Below are 278 nucleotides of genomic sequence, written 5' to 3'. Positions count from 1 at the left end.
CACTTAATGCGTTAGCTGCGGCACGGACGACGTGGAATGTCGCCCACACCTAGTGCCCACCGTTTACGGCGTGGACTACCAGGGTATCTAATCCTGTTCGCTCCCCACGCTTTCGCTCCTCAGCGTCAGTATCGGCCCAGAGATCCGCCTTCGCCACCGGTGTTCCTCCTGATATCTGCGCATTTCACCGCTACACCAGGAATTCCGATCTCCCCTACCGAACTCTAGCCTGCCCGTATCGACTGCAGACCCGGGGTTAAGCCCCGGGCTTTCACAAC

Annotated in this window: 1 rRNA gene; it reads right to left on the bottom strand. The window is 59.0% G+C overall.

Features of this window, described 5'->3' with window-relative positions:
* A 16S ribosomal RNA gene (locus tag K7787_RS31475) occupies nucleotides 1-278 on the bottom strand; the annotation flags it as partial.

The sequence above is a fragment of the Streptomyces sennicomposti genome (assembly GCF_019890635.1).
GTDB classification, from domain to species: Bacteria; Actinomycetota; Actinomycetes; order Streptomycetales; family Streptomycetaceae; genus Streptomyces; species Streptomyces sennicomposti.
Note: the sequence above shows the minus strand (reverse complement) of the source record. Positions and strands in the feature narration are given on the sequence as shown.